Origin of the sequence: Paraburkholderia lebeckiae, assembly GCF_050436225.1 — a bacterium.
In the GTDB taxonomy this organism is placed as follows: domain Bacteria; phylum Pseudomonadota; class Gammaproteobacteria; order Burkholderiales; family Burkholderiaceae; genus Paraburkholderia; species Paraburkholderia tuberum.
Map to the genome: position 1 here is coordinate 84634 of NZ_JBNDLU010000001.1, position 20729 is coordinate 105362.

17 protein-coding genes and 5 pseudogenes are annotated in these 20729 nt (G+C 60.7%); 17 read left to right on the plus strand and 5 right to left on the minus strand.

All coding sequences use genetic code 11. The features are described 5' to 3' along the window. Window positions 1-20: 20 nt before the first annotated feature. From OKW45_RS00350 to iolB, 6 genes are all read left to right on the plus strand, one after another. On the plus strand, window positions 21-854 hold the full coding sequence (locus OKW45_RS00350; RefSeq protein WP_429465156.1) for an enoyl-CoA hydratase-related protein: 834 nt from the start codon (window positions 21-23) through the stop codon (window positions 852-854). Window positions 855-953: 99 nt separating this feature from the next. Next, window positions 954-2270, plus strand: coding sequence for a CaiB/BaiF CoA transferase family protein (locus OKW45_RS00355; protein WP_429465157.1), 1317 nt, complete (start codon window positions 954-956; stop codon window positions 2268-2270). 66 nt (window positions 2271-2336) lie between these two features. Then, the gene (locus tag OKW45_RS00360; RefSeq protein WP_429465159.1) at window positions 2337-4061 is read left to right on the plus strand and encodes an FAD-binding protein; all 1725 of its coding nucleotides are present in this window, start codon (window positions 2337-2339) and stop codon (window positions 4059-4061) included. Window positions 4062-4481: 420 nt separating this feature from the next. Then, window positions 4482-5540, plus strand: coding sequence for a mannonate dehydratase (gene uxuA, locus OKW45_RS00365; protein ID WP_429465161.1), 1059 nt, complete (start codon window positions 4482-4484; stop codon window positions 5538-5540). Continuing rightward, entirely contained in the window at window positions 5527-7050 is a 1524-nt protein-coding gene (locus OKW45_RS00370; protein WP_429465163.1) for a mannitol dehydrogenase family protein, read from the plus strand. The genes uxuA and OKW45_RS00370 overlap by 14 nt, the downstream gene beginning before the upstream one ends. Before the next feature lie 25 nt (window positions 7051-7075). Continuing rightward, window positions 7076-7906 (plus strand): 5-deoxy-glucuronate isomerase, encoded by an 831-nt coding sequence (gene iolB / locus OKW45_RS00375; RefSeq protein ID WP_429465165.1) that lies wholly within the window; start codon window positions 7076-7078, stop codon window positions 7904-7906. 16 nt (window positions 7907-7922) lie between these two features. Here iolB and OKW45_RS00380 read toward each other — a convergent pair whose 3' ends face one another. Then, complete coding sequence (locus tag OKW45_RS00380; RefSeq protein ID WP_018424308.1) at window positions 7923-8918, minus strand: LysR substrate-binding domain-containing protein; 996 nt, start codon at window positions 8916-8918, stop codon at window positions 7923-7925. Between the two features lie 175 nt (window positions 8919-9093). On the opposite strand from OKW45_RS00380, the gene OKW45_RS00385 reads away from it, so the two are divergent. The 6 genes and pseudogenes from OKW45_RS00385 to OKW45_RS00410 form a co-directional block, all read left to right on the plus strand. Next, window positions 9094-10260, plus strand: coding sequence for a M24 family metallopeptidase (locus OKW45_RS00385; protein WP_018424309.1), 1167 nt, complete (start codon window positions 9094-9096; stop codon window positions 10258-10260). 90 nt (window positions 10261-10350) lie between these two features. Then, on the plus strand, window positions 10351-11736 hold the full coding sequence (locus OKW45_RS00390; RefSeq protein WP_018424310.1) for an MFS transporter: 1386 nt from the start codon (window positions 10351-10353) through the stop codon (window positions 11734-11736). Window positions 11737-11992: 256 nt separating this feature from the next. Further along, window positions 11993-12271 (plus strand): annotated as a pseudogene (locus tag OKW45_RS00395) (IS6 family transposase); the annotation flags it as partial. A gap of 264 nt (window positions 12272-12535) precedes the next feature. After that, on the plus strand, window positions 12536-12862 hold the full coding sequence (locus OKW45_RS00400; RefSeq protein ID WP_429469171.1) for a reverse transcriptase domain-containing protein: 327 nt from the start codon (window positions 12536-12538) through the stop codon (window positions 12860-12862). Next, on the plus strand, window positions 12757-13020 hold the full coding sequence (locus OKW45_RS00405) for a group II intron maturase-specific domain-containing protein (RefSeq protein ID WP_429465167.1): 264 nt from the start codon (window positions 12757-12759) through the stop codon (window positions 13018-13020). Before OKW45_RS00400 ends, OKW45_RS00405 begins: the two co-directional genes overlap by 106 nt. 79 nt (window positions 13021-13099) lie before the next feature. After that, window positions 13100-13543, plus strand: a pseudogene (locus OKW45_RS00410) (IS6 family transposase); the annotation flags it as partial. A gap of 261 nt (window positions 13544-13804) precedes the next feature. Here OKW45_RS00410 and OKW45_RS00415 read toward each other — a convergent pair. After that, a pseudogene (locus OKW45_RS00415) lies at window positions 13805-14539 on the minus strand (IS5 family transposase); the annotation flags it as partial. On the opposite strand from OKW45_RS00415, the pseudogene OKW45_RS00420 reads away from it, so the two are divergent. Continuing rightward, window positions 14533-14757 (plus strand): annotated as a pseudogene (locus OKW45_RS00420) (transposase); the annotation flags it as partial. The pseudogenes OKW45_RS00415 and OKW45_RS00420 overlap by 7 nt on opposite strands. Before the next feature lie 228 nt (window positions 14758-14985). Here OKW45_RS00420 and OKW45_RS00425 read toward each other — a convergent pair. The 3 genes from OKW45_RS00425 to OKW45_RS00435 all read right to left on the minus strand — a co-directional run bounded on the left by OKW45_RS00425 (window position 14986) and on the right by OKW45_RS00435 (window position 17709). Beyond that, the gene (locus OKW45_RS00425; RefSeq protein WP_429465169.1) at window positions 14986-15636 is read right to left on the minus strand and encodes a hypothetical protein; all 651 of its coding nucleotides are present in this window, start codon (window positions 15634-15636) and stop codon (window positions 14986-14988) included. Window positions 15637-15709: 73 nt separating this feature from the next. Continuing rightward, on the minus strand, window positions 15710-16711 hold the full coding sequence (locus OKW45_RS00430; RefSeq protein WP_018424316.1) for a glycosyltransferase family 2 protein: 1002 nt from the start codon (window positions 16709-16711) through the stop codon (window positions 15710-15712). 59 nt (window positions 16712-16770) lie between these two features. After that, a complete protein-coding gene (locus OKW45_RS00435; protein WP_018424317.1) occupies window positions 16771-17709 on the minus strand; it encodes an ATP-grasp fold amidoligase family protein in 939 nt (312 codons plus the stop codon). A 397-nt stretch (window positions 17710-18106) separates the two neighbouring features. Here OKW45_RS00435 and OKW45_RS00440 point away from each other — a divergent pair, with 397 nt between their 5' ends. The 4 genes and pseudogenes from OKW45_RS00440 to OKW45_RS00455 form a co-directional block, all read left to right on the plus strand. Next, a complete protein-coding gene (locus tag OKW45_RS00440; RefSeq protein ID WP_429465171.1) occupies window positions 18107-18760 on the plus strand; it encodes a CGNR zinc finger domain-containing protein in 654 nt (217 codons plus the stop codon). Between the two features lie 258 nt (window positions 18761-19018). Beyond that, window positions 19019-19345 (plus strand): hypothetical protein, encoded by a 327-nt coding sequence (locus OKW45_RS00445; RefSeq protein ID WP_018424319.1) that lies wholly within the window; start codon window positions 19019-19021, stop codon window positions 19343-19345. Window positions 19346-20094: 749 nt separating this feature from the next. Next, window positions 20095-20238 carry a hypothetical protein gene (locus tag OKW45_RS00450; protein WP_184052630.1) on the plus strand — a complete coding sequence of 48 codons (144 nt, stop codon included), beginning with the start codon at window positions 20095-20097 and terminating at the stop codon, window positions 20236-20238. A 28-nt stretch (window positions 20239-20266) separates the two neighbouring features. Then, a pseudogene (locus OKW45_RS00455) lies at window positions 20267-20443 on the plus strand (sigma factor); the annotation flags it as partial. Window positions 20444-20729: the final 286 nt, after the last annotated feature.

Consider the following 20729-nt stretch of genomic DNA (forward strand, 5'->3'; position numbering starts at 1 on the left):
CACGAGAACGGAGGCTCATCATGAACACGACTCACGTCGAGCGAAGCGGCGCGGCGCCGGTCCCGCTGGCCGCATTCGAGGACCTGAAGTACCTGAAGCTGGAACAACCACTTCGCTTCGTCTGGTTGATCACGTTGAATCATCACGACAAGCGCAATGCGCTGTGTGTGCCGCTGCTGGTGGAATTGGCGCGCGTGCTCGCGGCAGCCGAAGTCAGCGACGAAGTCAGGGCTGTCGTGCTCACCGGCGGCGAGCGTTTCTTCAGCGCCGGTGCGGATATTGCCGACATGGCGGGACGCGGGGTCGCAGGGTATGCGGACCCGGTGCGCCTCGCGAGCTGGAAGGCGATTGAAACCTTTCCGAAGCCGCTGATCGCCGCGGTCAACGGCTTCGCCATCGGTGGTGGCCACGAACTGGTGATGCTGGCCGATATCGTCGTCGCGGCGGACGACGCGACCTTCTCGCAGCGAGAGATCGTCATCGGCGCCCTTCCGGGCGATGGCGCGACCCAGCGCCTGCCGCGGGTGCTCGGCAAGACACTGGCGATGAAACTCGTGCTTACCGGCGAGCCGCTGACGGCAGCCGAGGCCGAGCGCCACGGACTTGTGACCGAGGTCGTCGCGCCGGCACGCAGCATCGCACGCGCCGTCGAGATCGCGTCGCTGATTGCCGCCCGCGCGCCGCTCGCGGTCCGACTGGCCAAGCGCGCCGTGCTCGATTCGTTCGAGACCAACCTTCAACAAGGCCTGCAGTGCGAGCATGAGGCGAATCTCGACGTGTTCAAGACCGAGGATCGCGCCGAAGGCCACCGCGCATTCGTCGAAAAGCGGCCGCCGCGCTTCAAGGGTCGCTGACCATTGGGGCCTCGCGCATGCGCCTCTCGACGCGATCGGCAACGCTTTCCTTTAGTTCTGACCGGCATCGATGCAGATACCCACGCCGCGGTCTTCCGAATGTTCAGGGCGAACGCGGAGTTCAGTAGAACCCTGGTCCACCTCACCCGACAGCCGGACTCACGACGCAACGGAGATTATATGAACGGGCTGAATGGTATCCGCATTCTCAGCTTCAATCATTTTCTGATGGGGCCTTTGGGCGTGCAGCACCTCGCCGATTGCGGGGCCGACGTCATATCGGTCGAACCCGTCGACGGCGCATTTCAGCGCAAGTGGGGCGGCGCGAACCGCGCCATCGATGGGCAGACGATGCTGCTTTTGATGGGTAATCGCAATAAGCGCAGTCTGGCTTTGAATCTCAAGGACCCGCGGGCGATCGATATCGTCATGAGCTTGCTGCCTCAAGTCGACGTGGTCGCCGAGAATTACCGTCCCGGTGTGATGGAACAGCTGGGATTGGGTTACGAGGCACTCAAGGCAGTCAAGCCGGACATCATCTATGCGTCCGGCTCGGGATTCGGTCCAGATGGACCCTATGCCAGTCGGCCGGGGCAGGACCTGATCATTCAGGCCATGTCGGGTATCGCGACAATCACCGGAAGCCGGGAGGACGGTCCACGCGCGGTGGGCGTGTCTGTCGTGGATCATCACGGCGCTGCGCTGTATGCGAACGGTATCCTGACGGCACTGCTCAACCGCGAGCGTACGGGCGAGGGCTGCCGGGTCGACGTAAGCTTGCTGGCGGCTGCGCTCGATCTGCAACAGGAGTCTCTCACGTGTTTCCTGAACGGCGACGGCCATGACGACGTGCGACAGGCGGGGCGTGTATCAGGTTGGTACTTCCCCGCACCGTACGGCATATATGCAACTGCGGACGGTTTCATCGCACTGTCGCTGAGTCCTTTCGACATCATCTATCAGATCCTCGGGATCCCGGAAAAGGAACGGATTCCCGTGAAGCGCGCATTCGACGAGCAGCAGGAAATCTCCGACCGGCTTGCGCGCCGGCTTGCGCAGGACACGACGGCGCACTGGTTGCCACTATTCGAACGGCATCATGTCTGGCACACGCGCGTCAACGACTATGCGCAGGTGGTCGCCGATCCGCAGGTGCGCCACCTGAAGAGCTTCGAGACAGTCGAAGGTGCAACCGGCAGCCCCGTGACGCTCGTCAATCACCCGGTGCGCTACGACGGCAGCGCGCCAGCTATCCGTATGCCGCCGCCACGGTTGGGCGCGCACACGATCGACATCTTGTCAGGGGTGGGAATGAACCGGCCGATGATCGACTCGCTGCTGGCGGACGGCGTAATCAGCGTTGCCGAGGACGCCGAGGCCGTTGCGGCGGTCGCGGCAAAAGGCGGAGTCGCGTGAAGCGGGGTTGAAGCCATCCATGCGGCGAGCGTGCCGTACGCGTCGATGAAAACAGGGGAAGCAGGCATGAGTGACAGGTGCAGGGATGTCAGTACGGATGTGCTGGTCGTTGGCAGCGGCGGCGCTGCGCTGCGGGCCGCGCTCGAGGCGGATTCCAGCGGCGCTGACGTGCTGGTTGTGATCAAAGGGGAATTTCGCAAAAGCGGCGCGACGTTTCATAGCGTAGCTGAAGTAGGCGCCTTCAATGTGCCGGACGGAGCAGGGGATCACAGCGATAATCCTGATGTTTTTCTCGCCGATATCCTGCATGCCGCTCAAGGCATGGCGGACCCGCGCTTGAGCGCGATTCTCGCGAACGAAGCGCATGAGTCTCTGCGCTACCTCGAACAATACGGCGTAAAGTTTGAGCGCGAGGACGACCACTACCTGGTTTTTCGCGCATGCTTTTCTTCCAAGCCGCGCTCGCATGTGATTCATGAGCACTTCAAACCAATCGTGAAATCGCTGGGGACCGAAGCGTCCCGGCGCGGCATCAAGGTCATGGACCGGTTGATGATCGTCGACCTGCTGTCGCAGGACGGCGAATGTCTCGGCGCATACGCGATCGATTCGGATGGAAACCCGATGCTGATCCGTGCCAAGTCGACGATTCTTACCACCGGGGGTGCAAGTCAGCTGTTCGCCCAAAACCTGTATCCATCGGACATTACCGGCGACGGCTATGCAATGGCTTATCGCGCGGGCGCGCGACTGGTCAACATGGAGTTCATGCAGGCCGGTGTGAGCGTGCTGACGCCTTTCGTCAACCTGTTCGGCAACTACCTGTGGGACGCGCACCCGAATCTCACCGACCGCGATGGTAGGGCGTTCGTCCCTGACTATTTGCCGACGGGGCTGGCTCAGGAAGATGTCATTCGGCAAAAAGAGCGGCACTTTCCGTTCAGCTCGAGCGACATCTCACGCTACGTCGAAATTTCGATTCAGAAGGCACTCAACGATGGCCGCGGCACGGCTGAAGGAGGCGTATTTCTCGACTTCGCCGGGTGCGATCTCGAATCGATACTGGCCGACAAGAGCCGAAGCATCGCAAGGATGTGGCCGCTAACCTGCCAATGGTATAAGGAGCACGGCGTCGACCTTTATCGGGACAGAGTGCAGATCGCCTGTTCCGCGCATGCGATCAACGGCGGGTTATATATAGACGAAAACGCACAGTCCAATCTGAAGGGTCTGTTCGCTGCGGGTGAGGTGGCAGCGGGTCCACATGGCGCAGACCGTCTCGGCGGCAATATGGCCCTGACGTGCCAGGTCTTCGGCCGCCGGGCGGGCCTCGCCGCGGCCGAACGCGCGAAAAAGACGACGCACCGCGCGACGACCGGGGCCTTGGACGACAACCGCACGGTCGCCACGCAATTCCGCCGAAATGGCAGGCACACGCTGGACGAACTGAAAGCACGGATTCAGCAGTGTGCAAACCGTTATTTGCTGATCGTGCGCGAGGAAGCCGGGCTCCAGACCTTCAGGCGTGTCTGCAGGGAGACGCGAAACCACTTGTTTCAGGACACGGTAATCGGCACGCCGGCTGAGCTCATGCGGGGCATCGAATTGGCGAACTTGATCCAGGTCGGTGAATTGATGGCTTCGGCATCGCTTGTCAGGCGCGAGAGCCGCGGTGGTCATTACCGCGAAGACTTTCCCGAGCGCAACGCGGACTTCGCCTGCAACATATTCCTCGAGCGGAACGTGCCTGAAGGTCTGTGGTTAGGGCGGCTGGCGGATCTGTCGTCGTGAGTCGGTAGCGAGCTAATCACCTTGCGCCGTTCGATCAGGGGTTCTGTCGCGGTAAGGCAGTTGAGTCGTACAAAGGCGACATGATGAGGATAGCTTACGTCATCAACGAGTAGAACTGGCAGGCTGCAGATGGCTTGAACAAGTCGCGCGTACTGTTTCTGGCAGCAGGCGAGCGGCAACCGCCAGCCTAATGTATTCCATAATGGTATAGATCGAGCGTTATTCTTCATTATAAAGGCATGTCGATCGCCGCTAGTATGCAGACTCCTGGCTGCGCCCCGACGCGTGAACCCCGACAAGCGCAAGGCGTCCAGACGCCGCCTCGCCGCCGTGGGCCAATACGGAAGGGCCGAACCGACCATTCATTGATGCGCTGCCTGCGTCGAAGGCGAGGCGAGCGTACGAGGAGGAGACTCGATCGTGAAAATGACCTTCCGCTGGTATGGCGACGCAGACCCTGTGCCGCTCGCTTATATTCGCCAGATCCCCGGCATGGTCGGGGTCGTCTCGGCGATCTATGACGTGCCTGTGGGCGAGGTGTGGCCGATCGACAGGATCCTGTCGCTGAAGCAGAAGATAGAGGCTCACGGGCTGACACTGGAAGTGATCGAAAGCGTGCCGGTGCACGAGGACATCAAGCTGGGCCGACCGACGCGCGACGGGCTCATCGCCAACTATGGCGAGACATTGCGTAACCTCGGCGCCTGCGGCGTGAAGGTGGTCTGCTACAACTTCATGCCGGTTTTCGACTGGACCCGCACCTCGCTGGAAATGCACCTGCCCGATGGCTCGACGACGCTCGCGTTCGACACGCAAGCGATCCGCGAGCTCGACGTCAGCCAGGGTATCCAGCTGCCCGGCTGGGACGCGAGCTATCGGCCCGAACAGTTGAAAATCCTGCTGCGCGACTACGAAGCGCTAGACGAAGCCGATCTCTGGGCCAATCTCGACTACTTCCTGCGCGCGATCATTCCGGTGGCCAAAGAAGCCGGCCTCAAGATGGCGATCCACCCCGACGATCCGCCGCGGCCGATTTTCGGCCTGCCGCGCATCGTGAAGAATCGCGCTGACCTGCAGCGCGTGCTGGCGATCGTCGACGATTCCGCCAACGGCCTGACACTGTGTTCCGGTTCGCTAGGCGCGGACCAGCAGAACGATATTCCGGCACTGGTGCGCGAGTTCGGCGCGCGTGGCCGGATTCATTTCGCGCACCTGCGTAACGTGCGAACCAATGCCGCAGGCGACTTTCATGAGACCTCGCATCGTTCGGCCGACGGCTCGCTCGACATGGCGGAAATCGTCAAGGCCTATTTCGAAACCGGCTTTGAAGGCTATGCAAGGCCGGACCATGGGCGAATGATCTGGGGCGAAACGGGCCGCGCCGGCTATGGGCTGTTCGATCGCGCGCTGGGTGCGGTCTACCTGAACGGCATCTGGGAAGGCCTCGCCAAACATCCGGCCTATCATGCAGCTGAGTAATGCCGTTGTGGCTTCGCTCGCGCCGCGCGCCGCTGGCGAAGTCGTCGTTCCCGCCTACGATCGCACGAGCCTTGCTCCGGGCATCGTCCATCTGGGCCTCGGGGCGTTTCATCGCGCGCACCAGGCCGTGTACACCGAGCACACATTGCGCGCTGGCGATCACCGCTGGGGCATCGTCGGCGTTTCGTTGCGGCGTGCGGACACGTCGGAGGCGCTGACTGCGCAGGACCATCTGTATACCGTGAATGTGCGAAACGGCGATGCGGATTCGTTCCAGGTGGTCGGTGCGCTGATCACTTCGCTGGTCGCGCCGCAGTCGCCCGGCGCCGTGCTCGATGCGATGAGCGATCCGCGCTGCCATATCGTCAGCCTGACGATCACCGAGAAAGGCTATTGCCGCAATCCGGCCAGCGGCGCGTTGCAGTTCGATCATCCCGAGATTGTTCATGATCTGCGCGAGGCCGCCGCGCCGCGTAGCGCGATCGGCTTCGTCGTGCGCGCGCTGGCGCTGCGCCGCGCGGCCGGTTTGGGCCCGTTTACCGTGCTGTCGTGCGACAACCTGCCGTCCAACGGCGGCACGATGCGCGCGTTGACGCTGGCGTTCGCGCGCGAAGCGGATCCTGTGCTGGCCGACTGGATCGAGCGAGAGGGCGCGTTTCCCAACACGATGGTAGATCGGATCGTGCCGCTCACCACCGACGCCGATCGCATGCGCGTGGCGAAGCAACTTGGTGCCGACGATGCGTGGCCGGTGATGACCGAGCCGTTTTCGCAATGGGTGATCGAGGACCGCTTCGCGGGGCCGCGGCCGGCGTGGGAGCGCGCAGGCGCGACGCTCGTGGGTGACGCGCGTCCCTATGAGCAAGCGAAATTGCGGATGCTGAACGGCGCGCATTCGGCGCTCGCGTACCTCGGGTCGCTGATCGGCTACGACACCGTCGATCAGGCGATCGCGGCGCCGGCCGTGTCGAATTTTGTCGAAAGCATGTTGCGCGACGAGGTGGAGCCGACGCTGTCGCGCCCCGCTTTGGCCAGCTATCGCGCTGAACTGTTCACGCGTTTTCGCAACACTGCGCTCGATCACCGCTTGCAACAGATCGCGACCGACGGCTCGCAGAAACTGCCGCAGCGCTGGCTGGAAAGCGTGCGCGCCAACCTGAAAAGCGGCGCGCCGACCGAACGTCTCGCCTTTGCGTTGGCCGGCTGGATCGCGTACCTGAGCGGTCAGGACGAGACAGGCCGCACCTACGCCATCGCGGACCCGCTCGCCGGCACACTGGCCGAGGCGGTCCGCTCGACCTTGCACGCGGATGCCATCGATGCGGTACAAACACTGTTCGAAATCGAGTCGATTTTCGGATGCGATCTGCGCGCACAGCCGCGCTTCGTCACGCAGGTCGCACGCCATCTGGCGGCGATTCGCGCACAAGGCGTCGTCAAAGCCATGGACGCCTGTACCGCTTCACGGCCATGCACGCAGCCGCAGCGACCGCCGCGTTCTGGCGAGTAGCAGCCCTAAATAACCGGAGGAACACATGAGCGAACTGCTCGTCAAACCGTCAAAGCACGCCGAAGATGGCCAGATCATCCATATCACGCCGACGAGCGCCGGCTGGAAATACGTCGGCTTCGATGTTTTCGACCTGAAGGTTGGCGCCACGGTCACACAGGAGACGGGCGATCGCGAAGTCGTGGTCGTGCTCGTCAGGGGGCACGCAACAGCCGGTTGCGAAGGGCTCGCGAGCCGCGCGATCGGCGCTCGGATGTCGCCGTTCGATGGCGCGCCGTGGTCCATGTACGTGCCCCCGCATACGCGCTACACGATCGTGGCCGCGGACGACGTCGAACTCGGCGTCTGCTCCGCGCCCGCGAAGGGCGGTCTGCCGCCGCGCTTCATTGCACCTGACGAGGTCAGGCAGGAAACCCGTGGCGCTGGCGCCAATCTGCGTCACGTGCGCCACATCCTTCCGGAAACCGAGCCGGCGGAGAGCTTGCTGGTGGTGGAATCGGTGACGCCCGCAGGCAACTGGTCGAGCTACCCGCCGCATCGGCACGATACCGACAATGGCGAGCAGCAGACCTATCTCGAGGAAACCTATTACCACCGCGTCTCGCCGCCGCAGGGCTTCGCGATTCAGCGCGTCTATACCGACGATCGCAGTCTCGACGAAACGCTCGCGGCGTACGACAAGCATGTCGTGCTGGTGCCGCGCGGCTATCACCCGGTTGCCGCCGCGCACGGCTATGACCTCTACTACCTGAATGTGATGGCCGGTCCGCGCCGCGCCTGGCACGTACATAACGAGCCGGCTCACGAATGGTTAGTACAACCCGGCGCAAGGGTCGCGGTGGACGGCGCGCGCTGAGTCCCGTTGCGGTAAGTCAATCGCTGTCGGCGTCGGGGCCTTGGGTGTCGAATCCGGCGGCCTCGCGCAGCGCTTGCAGCATCGCCCGCGCGCCCGGCGAGAGCCTGTCGCCGCGCCGTGTGACGATGCCCGCCGGTCCGAGCTTCAGATCGAGTTCGAACGGTAGCGGTTCGAGCGCACCGGCAATGCAATAAGGCCGCACCGGCTCGCGCGCAAGCGGCGCGATCATATCGCTCATCTGCAGCAGACTCGTGATGACAGGCAGCGACGAGCTCTCGACCACATCCGTCGGCAACGCGAGCTTCCGTTCGAGAAACAGTTGCGTGAACTGATTGCGCATGACGTTGCCTTTTGGCGGCAAGATCCACGTTTGCGGCGCCAGTTCGTCCCAGCTCAGAGCCTTGCGCTTGACGAGCGGATGGCCAACGCGTGCAAACAGCGCGTGCTGTGCTTCTGCGAGCGGCGCATAGTGCAGCTCCGCAAGGTCGTCCGGATTGCGGATTCGCGCGACGATCATATCCAGCTTGCCTTCCTGCAGACGCTGCACCAGCACCTCGCTGAACTCCATCTCGATGTTGACGCGAATCTGCGGGAAGCGCTTCTTGAGCAGCGCCACCGCTTGTGGCACGAGGTTGGTGGCCGCCGTGACTTCGGTGCCGATCATCGCCTGCCCGGTCAGGCCGGCTTTGAGCGCTGACACTTCGTCGTACGCGTGCCGCAACTCCGCCAGCACGCTGCGTGCATGGCGGATCAGCACCTCGCCGTACCAGGTGGGCTCGACACCGCGCGGATGCCGTTCGAACAGCTCCACACCCATCGTCTCTTCCAGTTCACGCAGCAACTTGGTCGCGCCGGGCTGCGTCATGTGCGCGGCGTTCGCCGCCCGCAATACCGAGCGATGGGTATCGAGCTGAACGATCAGGGCCAATTGACGTGTCTTCAGACGCGTGGGGTCGAAGCGGCTCGTCGCGATGGCCCCTGCGCCGGTGTCCGGATGAATGGCTGCGGTCACGATATTATCTCCAGGTATTCCTTCTCGATATAGATTCTGAGTTATTTTTCATTATAAAAGCATATCGATCGATTCTACTATGGAGAGGACGGCCTGCATTCCAAGGCGGGGCGAATTCCCTTCAGGGGCATCGAGGCGGGCTGCATCCTGCAGCCACACAGGAGACGAAGAAGTAATGAACACTCGTACCACAGACATCCCGCCGGAAGGCATCACCACCGACGAGTTCCTCGGCCGCGTCGCCAAGGTCCGCAGCGCACTCGACAAGGCGGGGCTGGTCGGCCTGCTTGCCTTTGGCGATTGCTGGCGTGGCGCGAACATCGGCTACTTTACCGAATTCCGTCCGCTCGACGGCGTATCGGACATCGCCAACGCGATCCTGCTGCTGCCCGTGGACGGCGACCCCGTGCTGTTTGTGTCGGATCAATGCTTCGACTACGCGACGAGCGTGACCGCCTTCGAAGTGCGCAGCCTGCGTGAAGTCACGCAACAGGTGCAGGCATTTTCGGCGCGGCATCGCAGCGGCACGGTCGGCCTCGCCGGCGCCGCCTATATCCCTGCGGATCTGTTGAAGCGCCTGAACGCCGGTCTCAACGAATTGAAGCTCGAACCGACGATGGTGCTAGCCGAAATCAAGGCGATCAAGAGCGACGCCGAAGTCGCACTGATGCGCAAAGCCGCCGCCTTGACCGATTCGGCGATGGCCGCGATTCGCGATGCGCTCGTCGACCGCCGTCCCTACACCGAGCGTGAACTCGCTCTAATTGCTGACCGCGCGATGCTCGCGGGAGGAGCAGACCGGACCGCGTTCGATTCGATGGTGCAATCCGGTCCGCGCTCGGCGTATAACCTGGCGCGCCCCACCGACCGCATCCTGCAACCGGGCGACCTGATCATGACCGACATCGGTGCGCGTTATCGTGGGTACGTGGCCGATGGCGGACGCGGTTTCACCTACGGTCCGGCGAATCCCGAGAAGATGGCGATCGTCGCGGCAGCGGCGCGCGCGGTCGAAGCGGGGCTTGCCGCCGCGCGTCCCGGTATGGCGGCCATGGAACTGAATGCGGTGATCCAGCAGGCGCTGGTGAAATCGAACTACGAGCAATACTCGAGCGAAGCGCGCGGCCATGGCACCGGTCACGGCACCGGCATGGACCCGGAAGAAGAAGCGCCGTGGATCGGGCCGGGCAACAGGACCGTGCTGCAGGAAAACATGGTCTTTACCCTGAAGGCGACCATCACGGTGCCGAACGTCGGCGGTTTGCGCACGGAACGTATCGTGCGGTTGACCTCGGGCGGCGTCGAAACGCTCGACCAGTTCCCGATGGAACTGCACTGGTGAGCACAGCGAATTTATCGTAACGTGCCGGCGGACCCGCGCCGCCGACACGCGGCAGCTTGAAAACATAGATTCCCAGAGAAGGGAGGAGACATGAACACATCGCCCGTTTCATCCGGCAACGCGCCGGTTATCAGCCGTTCGGCCGTCAACCGTGTGCTGGTCGCTTCGGTGGTCGGGACCGCCATCGAGTGGTACGACTTTTTTCTCTATGCCACCGCTTCGGCGCTGGTGTTCGCCAAGCTGTTCTTCCCCTCGTTCGATCCGGTGGTCGGCACCATTGCGGCGTTCGGGAGTTTTGCGGTCGGCTATCTCGCACGGCCCTTCGGCGCGGTGTTTTTCGGGCACTTTGGCGACCGCATCGGACGCAAGGCGACGCTCGTCGCGACGCTGACGATCATGGGCGTCGGCACCTTCGTGATCGGGCTGCTGCCGACTTACGGCTCGATCGGCGTCTGGGCGCCGATCCTGCTGGTGGCGATGCGCTTTCTGCAAGGACTTGGCGTCGGCGGCGAATGGGGCGGCGCGGTGCTGATGGTGGTAGAAACGGCGCCGGCCAGCAAGCGTGGCTTCTTCGGCGCGTTCCCGCAATTGGGCGTGCCGCTCGGGCTAATGCTCTCGACCGCGGTGTTCAAAGCCGTGTCGAGTCTGCCGTCGGACGCGTTCTATACCTGGGGATGGCGCCTGCCGTTCCTGCTGAGCGTCGCACTGATCGCGATCGGCCTGTTTATCCGGTTGCGCGTCATGGAATCGCCGGTATTCGAACAGATCAAGGCGAGCAAGCGGGTCGTCAAGGCGCCGCTGATCGAATTGCTGCGCCGGCATCCGAAAGACCTCGTGCTGACGATCGGCACGCGCTTCGCGGTCGATATCACCTTCAACGTGATCAACGTGTTCGTGCTGGTCTATGGCACGACGCGGCTCGGCCTGCCGCGCGGACTCCTGCTGAACGCCATCATTCTCGGCTGCGCCTTCGCGCTAATCACGCTGCCATTGTTCGGCAAACTGTCGGATCTGATCGGACGCCGGACCGTCTTCATGTTCGGGGCGGTGTTCGTGGCGATCTACGGATTCGCGTTCTTTCCGTTGCTCGAGACACGCAATCCGACCTTGATTCTGGTGGCGTACGTCTGCGGTATCGCGTTAAGCCAGGCGTCCGTGTACGGCGTGCAATCGACGTGGTTTGCGGAGCTGTTCGGTACGCGGGTGCGCTATACGGGTGCGTCGCTGCCGTATCAGATCGCCGGCATCATCACGTCAGGGCCGACGCCATTGATCGCCACTTATCTGTTCGCCACGTATGGCCAGACGCTGCCCATTTCGATTTATATCGCGGCGACGGGGTTGCTGAGCCTGGTGTGCGCGTTTTTCCTCGCCGAGACCTTCAAGCGGGATCTGTCCGCGGAGCCGGAAGATGAAGCGACCACCGCGCTGGGTGCGCATGCGTGCGCGCACTCGCCGCGTCCTTTGTCGCGCTGAGCGCTGGTGTTCTCCATCGCATTGCTCTGTCGTTACGATGGCTACACGTTCGCACCGCGCGTACGTGCGTTCAAGACGGGATGCGCTGACGGATACGAACTGTACGACGATGGCTCGGATGACCGCAATGAGACCGGGCGGATCAGCTGCAACCCGCGCTGATAAAGGGTTGGCGGGCTAACCGTATCAAACGGTTTTGTCGCGTTAAGACGGGAGAGGTAGTATTCGAGCCTGACAAATATGCTTTGGCTGGCCGATGAAGAAGACCCAAACACCGCGAAAGACGCTTGCTGCGGGCATCACCCGAGTGCTAAAGCGCCTTCACTATCCGCTCGATGTGTTGTTGCTATGCGTGCGGTGGTACGTCGCCTACTCACTGAGTTTGCGTAATCTCGAAGAAATGATGGCCGAGCGCGGTATTGAGGTTGATCATTCCACGGTGCATCGTTGGGTGATCAAGTTGGTGCCGCTGTTCGAGAAGACGCTCCGCAAGCACAAGCAGCCGGTAGGCAAGAGCTGGCGGATGGGCGAAAGTGTGTCACGAACACAAGCGGAAGCTTGTGGTGCTGTACTGAAGATGGGAGTAGGCCTCCCGAAGCCGGCTTGCAGGAGCAGGCTTCAAACCGCCCGGTGCTGCTGCGTTCAAAAGGCGTGGTGGTGAGCGACCGTGGAAAAGTCATCCATAAGGATGGCAGGTATGTGTTGAGAAGATGAGCGAAAGCAAACCGTTCGATGATGCGTCGTTAATTCGTTAAGGTGCTGTCAAAACTGGGGTCATTTCGTCGCGACTTTCGATCAAATCGATCATGGCCTCTTGCTAAAGGCGGTACGCAAGCACATCAAAGAGGACTGGATCCTGATGTACATCGAGCGGTGGCTGACTGCACCATTCGAAACTGCACAGGGTACCCGCTTGCAGCGGGATCGCGGTACCCCGCAAGGGGGAGTGGTCAGTCCGATCCTGATGAATCTGTTCATGCACTATGCGTTTGACGCCTGGATGCAGCGTCACTTCCCGAAATGTCCCTTTGCACGCTATGCGAGCTCGCTGAGCAATGTAATCCCACGATATGTGGCTGGTGGAACTACTACGGGGCTTTCTATCGGACAGCCATGCATGAGTTGAGTCGGTATCTCGACCGAAAGCTCGTGCGCTGGGTTCAGCGCAAGTACAAAACACTGCGACGGCACAAACGGTGCAGTGAAGAGTGGTTGCGCAAGATGAAGAAGGCGTACCCGCGAGAGTTCGCGCACTGGCAGTATCAGGGGGGAAAGGTTGGATAACGGGAGCCGTGTAAATCGAGAGGTTTACGCACGGTTCTGCGAGAGACTCGGGGCGCAATTCCCTGGGCCTACTCACCCGTATATCAAAGTCAAAGGCCAGGGGAAGAACCTCTACCGGGCGGTGGACAAGGCGGGCCAAACCATCGATTTCCTGTTCAGAGCCAAGCGCGACAAGGTGGCAGCGCGGCGCTTCTTTGAAAAGTCGATCGCTCATAACGGTGTACCCGAGACGGTAACCATCGATAAAAGCGGCTCTAATCTGCCTGCGTTGCACGCGGTGAACGCCGAGCGAGAGACGCCCATTACGATTCGTCAAGTCAAGTACCTGAATAACGTGGTCGAGCAGGACCATCGGGCCATCAAACGCATCACCCGACCGATGCTGGGCTTCAAGGATTTCCACTGCGCGCGCGTCATTCTGGGTGGCGTCGAATTAATGCACATGATCAAGAAAGGGCAGATGAAATGTCGGGGCGAGACTCCGCTGTCTCCCGCACAGCAGTTCTACTCTCTCGTTTCATAAGTAATCCTCCATATCACTGCTGCTTGACCCGTTGACCTTACCGCGACAGAGGCGTCAACTAGCTGTCTTTTTTTTGGAAGAAGCGTCACCGTCTGTCGTAAGATTATTTCCGCAGCCGATGTTAGGGCTAAGCTGAACAAGCCACTAAATCGGCGACGTGTCAGCGACTTGAACGTCGCCAGGTCATGAGGCCGAGCTTAAGCCATTGCTTTTCGGCCCTCGCAGGCCTGTTGGGCGGGCACTTTGCCCGCCTTTCGCCCACTATGGGCGTACCGGTGCCATCAGTTTCTTTCGCGACAGGTAGACGTTCGCCAGTGCGAGCGCGACGAACGCCCGGTTGGCGTTCTTTGCCAGCCCGCGATAGCGCACCTTGGTAAATCCCCACAGTCGCTTCACGACCGCGAAGACATGTTCCACCCGGGCGCGAATCTTCGACTTGTTGCGGTTCTTGCCACGCTGCACCTCGTCGACTTCGCCGCCCGCACGGCGCGTGCGCTGATTGGTAAAGTCGCGCGCCCTGGGCGCCTTGCTGTGGATCAGTTCCTTCTGGCTCGCATAGGCGCTGTCGCCGTAGACGCGCCGCTCCTGCCCGTGCAGCAATTGCGGCAGTGGATGCTTGTCATGCACATTGGCCGGCGTGAGCACCGCGCTGTGCGCCAGGCCACTCTGGCTGTCCACACCGATGTGCAGCTTGGCGCCGAAATACCATTGCTTGCCCTTGCGGGTCTGATGCATCTCGGGGTCGCGCGCCTTCTGCTCATTCTTCGTCGAACTCGGCGCGCCGATGATCGTCGCGTCCACGATGGTGCCGCTTTTGAGCTTCATGCCGCTGGCCTGCAGCACCCGGCCGACTTCGGCAAACAATTGCCCGCCCAGTTTGTGCGTCTCCAGCAGGCGCCAGAATTTGAGCAGCGTCGTCGCGTCCGGTACGGCTTCACAACCCAGGTCAATTCCGGCAAAGCGACGCAGGCTGGCGCTGTCGTAGAGGGGCCGATCAAGGAGCGGGTTTCGAGACGCACCGCAAACGCACGCGGCGCGACGAGTTTCTCGACACGATGAATGCGATCGTGCCATGGCCGCAGTTGTGCGCGGTGATCGAGCCGCATTATCCGAAGCGCGGCAATGGCCGCCCGCCAATTGGTCTGGAGCGCATGCTGCGGATCCACTTCGTGCAACACTGGTTCAATCTGGCCGACTTCGCTTGCGAAGAGGCACAAACAACGCCGCCGTTACCCTGAACTGTGAATATCTCGTTGAGCAATTCTCTTACGAGACCGGCCTGACCACTGCGCAGATGGCGATGCCGGCGAGCTTCGGTCCAACCTATGACTTCAGCCCGAACGGACCGTGGATCATGTTCCCCGGCGACACCCCGCCCCTGCTTGCGTTGGCAACAGTTCGGGCCGTGAGTGCGGATGTGTGGACGCCAGGCACGAGAGCACTCAAGCAATGACGCTATGGAGGATGGCGCGCTGGCGCGCGTCTCGAAACAGGGTCGAGGTTATTTCAAGCCGCATGCCCTTTGACGACGTGCGCTCCGCGGAGGCCTCGAGAAAGTATCGGACATTACGCCTGATCGCTTCCATATCGATTCCATAGATGTTGTAGCAGCATCTTCTGCCAGGCGGGAGTGACGCGCGCGATTTACAGGTTCCACATGGTCTCATGTATGGAGTGGGCGCTGTCTCTCGCAGTGAAAAACCTCTCCCTTTAATATTTTCATTTGATGGGGCATTGTCTGGCTTGATGAACGTATAAACACGATCTGGAAGCGATTCCGGGTAGAAGAGAACACCGAAGCAAAAACGTGCCGAAGTGAATATATCCTGAAGATCGAAGCCTCTGAACGGGCGCGTCACGATCGTGCCGCCATATTCGAAGTACAGTTCTTCCCTGAAATTTATTGCGAACGCGCCTGAAGCGGCCACGATCTGATTATGCTCCAAAAACAGAAAGATGGCGCCAAGATCGACGGCATTGGCAACTTCACGCGCGCTGCGCCGAAGGATATTAGGATCGCTTTCCCGTTCGTAAAACGCAACAATGCCTGGAATGTCGCTGTGTTCTGCGCGTCGCAATGTGATGTCCATCATATGCGCTTTGTTGCGCCCTCCGCAATGTAATATTGGATCAGCCTTGGAACAGCGCACACACGTCTTCAGTTGACTAAAGGCGACGTCTCGCGAGCGGGTTCGAAATATAGCGAACCGCGAAATCGGAAAGCGGTGAGCAAGGCAACAGGCAAAGACTGGACAGCGCGAGCGTGCCTATCTTCTTCTTATAGCTCCAGAACGGATTGGCGACTATCGAGCGCAAATAACCATGCGACTGCCGGCTAACCCATCCCCAGCGCTTCGCGAACGAAGCCTGATAAACAGCAGAGCAAAAATACGCTTTCTCGAGTGAGAAGTCGTGAAACGATGGCGGAAGCTCTATGCCGAGCCGCGAGCGCGCCATCTGCCGAAGGATCGACCAACGCTTGGTCAACGCCCTGGGCGCCTTGTCGGTGCTGTCCGAATTGGCGAAATCAATTCCTGTGTTTTTGGTCCGATGCACGCGGTATGCGCCTAACGATTTCGGGATCGTCGCGATTGCGCCCAACAATGCGACCCCGTAGATCGCGTAGAAGTCTGCGCCGTAGCGATTACTGCTTGCTTCCGGCACGGGAAAGATTTTCTTTAATGCGCTGGTCCGGTAGGCGTTGCCTGACGCTGGCGGCGACGGATAGAGCCAACCCCGGCGCAGCAGGCTACCGCAGTCGACTGGCGCGGCGGAGTGAGGTACGTATGTACCCGTGGGCTTCCCGGCTGAATCCACAACGTCGAGACGGAACTGAACCTTGACGGAGTCGCCGGCCTCGAATGCTTGCATGACCTCGGACACCGCACCCTTGTACAGTAGATCGTCGGAATCGAGCAGGATCACGAATTCCGTGTCGATCATATTGACTGCATCGTTATATGCGGAGACCTGGCCGCCGTTCTCCCTATAGAGCGCCTGGATGCGGCCGGCATAACATTCTGCGATTTCGCGTGAGCCGTCCGTCGATCCGTCGTCGATCACCAGAACACGCGTTTCCGGGTAGTCCTGAGAAAGAGATGAGTCAATTGCGTCGGCCAGAAAGCGACCGTGGTTGTAATTGCAGATCACGATTGTGATTTTTTGCATGGCGCTTCACCACTGTCGTTACCGCTAATGGAGAGTTCGCGAAAAACATCGGCAGGAAACTACCGTGCCCCGGGCGAAGTTGCTCGCAAGGAAGGCCTTATCGACAGGTAAGCGTCTGGTATCAGGCTGCCCCACTCGTAGTCGATCCTGTCCGGCATGAATGGCAGAACGCCCGCACCCGGCGTGAAAGTAAGTTCACCAAAATAAACCTGGTTATTGGGCGAATACAGGTCCACGCGGACATAGTCGAAGTCCGCCGAGAGCTTGATCCCAGCGTCCACGATCGCGTCGAGATTGTCCGGGCGAGGCGGCGGGTTTTCACTGGGTTTGTACTCGCCAATGACTACGTCCAGATGGTTCCAGTTGACGTCGTACAGATCGCCGCGCGTATCAGCGCCGAATCGGTCCGAGATGACGAGAATGTAGATGACCAGCCGGCCTGATTTGGCACCAAAGCACTGCAGCTTATAGTCGGGGGGAACGTTGTCGCTCTCATCGAGCAGCAGTTGCTCGAAGAAGATACGCGGCTTGATGGGGCGATAGTGCTTTTCCCGACCCATCTTGTAGAAGTCGAGGGACAACCAATGGTTCGCGAGATCCCGCAATTCCTCGAATGAGGTTGCCGATTTGTTTCTGACCACCTTGACATAAGTGCTGCCGTGATTCGCCTTCATCACGAACGAGTCCGGCAACGCATCGAATACCTCTTTCGTGAAGGTCTCGGGGGCGGCAAGCAACGGTATAAGATGGCTCTCGCCAAGCTTTCTCGCAACATAGTCCCTGACCGTAAGCTTGTCGGTCAACTCGGTGAGCCACGGATCCGGCCGCAGGCTTTTCTGCAGAATTTTCTCGTTGAATGTTGTCGGACGAAGCAGGTTCGGATAACGGCCAATGTACTTGTGATGCAACAGGCTCAAGAACAATGGCGCAGGCAGCATCGACTTGGCCGCGTCTTTCAGCTTGCGCAGAGTTGGGTTGGTCGTCGTCATGGTTCCCATCCCGTCAGATAGTCTTGCCGTATGTGAGGCCAGGCCAGCCTTCCAGGTACGTCACTGCGGAGGTTAGCGCACAGAGTCCGTCGTGATTGACGGCGTCGCTAAAGGAAGGTACTTTGGCCCATTTTCGCGAAAACGACCGCTTTTGCAGGGCACTTTCGGGATGAAAAGGGTCTGAGCCTTCTCAACGGCCAGAGATGGAAACTGCATTAGGGAAAACACCACACTTGCCCATAGGCTGCTGGCTGAGCCCTACGTCGCTCTTCATAAGAAACTGCATATATCCTTTACATGCGGCGAGCATGCAAGGCGGCCGATCGTCTGCGGCCCGGGGACGCAGTGCGGCCCATGACCGGTCATTCGCCATCGCTGGCTAGGTCGTTGACATTCGTAGTTGGGCGTGGAATACCCCAACTTTGGAAAATCCATCAACTCGCCGAAGAAGTTAGGGCGACAGGCGGACCTGGGCCTAGGTGGGCATTTGGTCCTGAACTTTGTGAACACATGCGGCGGCGCTGGTAAAGAGCGTGACGCCGATCGTTGGGTCGATTGGCGTACAGCTCTCAACTGGGCTGGCGCGAACGGGCTCCTCAGCCCTTCCGAGAGCCGCCTAGTCGAGAAGGCGCGGTTGCACGCCGGGCTCAGCGAATCCGACGTCCTGAAAGAATTGACCGAACTGCGGGAGGCTGTACACGCGGTGTTCTCTGCGATCGCAACCGGCGCGTCGTGTTCGGAGCCCGATCGTATGCTGCTGGAAAATCACATTCGCGAGGCGCTGAACCACGCGAACCTGTGCGTTGCCGGAAGAGAGCCAGCCCACTGGACGGTGCTGCCGGAGAAGGCCGGTAGCGCGCTCATAAAGGATCGGCTCGCAGTAGCTGCGACTGAACTGTTTATGCAGCCGATGCTATCAAATGTCCGAGAATGCGGCGCATGCTCGTGGTTGTTCCTCGATCTCTCGCGAAGCAAATCTCGCCGATGGTGCTCAATGGCCACGTGCGGGAACCGCGTCAAAGCGCAACGCCACTATCGTGCAGTCAGAGCGACAGGTTGAACGGTTCCATCGAACTATTGCATCGACCGGTTGAATCTGCCGGCTGGAGCGGACGTTCGGCGCCGTGCCTGCGCGAGCAGTGGCAACGCCTATACTCAAAGTCATGCCACCCTGCGATCGGCTCCGGAGCACCGACGCTGCACGATGACGGCCGGCCCAAGCGCACGGGGGTGGCAACATAGGCGCCAGGGTGGTAAACCGCAATCGCGCCAGCCTCGTTTTAGAGTTTCGGACACGCTTTCAGAAAGGAGTGTCACCATGATGCAAGCCAGCGAAATCCAGAAGCGTTTCACGCATCTACAGCAATCCATCGAACAGGCTTCGCAAACCTGTCATGCCGACTCCACACTCCCCAAGGACCTCATCGAGTGCGTTGATGAGCTAGATCAACAATCCGCGTCGGCAAAGAAAGTGATGGCTTCGAACGATCAGGATCGCATGCGCCAATGGGTGGACGATCTTGAGCGGATCGGCGACAGCGCAGAAAAAGCGTGCGAACGCGCTGCGAATGTCAATGCCAGGATCAAGAAAGCAGTCAGTTCGGTTCACGCCGAACTGAGCGATCTAAAGAAACAGCTACATTAATCTCATTCACGTCATGTGAGCGGTCGCCGCGTGCGTGAGCGACCTGCGGCGGGACATTCACGCTGATCGGCCCCGCCGCCAATATTTCACGCAGTTCTTCCCCGCGTCGAACACGATGCCGATCGCGACGTTTGGCTGGTGCGAGTGGAATGCGTTACTTGCGTATAGGCTTTCGAAGCCTGATGCCCTCCGGTGGCGCCACAAGGAATGAACGTCCGGTGCTCCAATGGCCGTGCCGCGGTCTCAGCTTCCACACTATCGCCGTCGACGGGCGCTGAACGACCCGCATTAGCCGGTCATGGGGTTGCGATACTGCGATACCATCGGCCGCTTCCTGGGGCTTCGGACATCCGCCGCGCTTCACGAACAAGGTATCGTCGGCAACGCGCGAACACCGTTCTAGCGATGCAGGGCTATGCCAGCCAACGGTCGCGAAGCTTGCGCAAAATCCGTGCCGCGTCGAGCGTGCATCGTCCCGAGGCGATACCTGTCACAAATAATCAATGCGGTGGAATAATGCCGCGCCGTGGGCGTTTTAGATTAGGCGTCGCGTGCAAGACCGCGAAGCCGCGAAACGGAATCGTCGGCCGCGCACAGCGGTTGCGTCCCCGTTTTGCAGGGGGTTTGTCTGTCCTTTTTGTAAACGTTCACCGGCGTCGCGGCACTTGCCGCGAGCGATCCGCGGCTCGCCGGCTCAATGCGTGGCCGCGCGACAACTCAGTCGCGTTGGCCGTGCAGGAGAGTTCTACATGAAAGTATCAAGACTGCTATCGGCCGTATTCGTGATCATCGCGCTAGGAGTCGCATCGTTGTCGTTGGCCGCGTGCCAGTCCACGGGCGACACGAGCTCGTCGGGCAGCAGCAGCGGCACCAGCAGCAGCAGCGGCTATTGATGCGCGCTCGCGCGGCCGTCAGCGCCGCGTGAACTTCGAAGCGGAAGTGATATCGCGGCTCCCGCAGCCGCGGCGCTATGCGCGTGCGCTGACGGGCGACTCAGTCTGGGCTGACCATCTGGTTCACGATACGGCCGAGCGGGCGCTCGCGCGTTGGAAAGGCTTTTGGCCCGACTGCAATCTGCGTGCGTGGCTGCTGACGATCCCTGCGACACATTGTCTGACAGGCTCGTGAGGAAAATGCCGACATCTTCTTCTGGGACGAATCTGGCTTTCGGGCCGCTTCTTGAGTAGAGCAGCCGGTTGAATGAACATCTAAGCGCAAGGGCGAACGACCGTAGGTGGCCGACCAGCGCCCGACGAACGAGCGCGACGATCGTCTCAGGCGTGCGAGCAATGCAAAAGGCATGAGCCGACCCACAGCGGACTGACGGCATTACCTAAAGCAGCCAGTCAAAGAGCTAGCGTCAAGACGGGTGTATAGGCAACTT